The sequence below is a fragment of the Holdemanella sp. DFI.5.55 genome (assembly GCF_020593575.1).
Classification (GTDB): domain Bacteria; phylum Bacillota_I; class Bacilli_A; order Erysipelotrichales; family Erysipelotrichaceae; genus Holdemanella; species Holdemanella hominis.
Genome location: NZ_JAJDMK010000408.1, coordinates 1 through 228 on the forward strand (window position 1 = coordinate 1; position 228 = coordinate 228).

Below are 228 nucleotides of genomic sequence, written 5' to 3' on the forward strand. Positions count from 1 at the left end.
GTCGAGTTCTTTAATATCACACCGCAGCTTGCTCCGTTCGTTGGCGGCATTGTGGCATCCATGGAGGAAATGAAATCACGTGGCGAGGTGGACGGAGAGGCGATTTCCAGTATCAAGACGGCACTGATGGGGCCGCTGAGCGGAATCGGTGACTCTGTATTTGTCGGCTGTCTGCGGGTAATTGCTGTTGGTATCGGTATTTCACTGGCACAGAACGGAAATATGTTT

The 228-nt window shown here is 51.8% G+C and carries 1 protein-coding gene; it reads left to right on the plus strand.

Features of this window, described 5'->3' with window-relative positions:
• The coding region (locus LJE08_RS14605) for a PTS system mannose/fructose/sorbose family transporter subunit IID (protein ID WP_227403664.1) at nucleotides 1–228 on the plus strand (228 nt) is incomplete at both ends.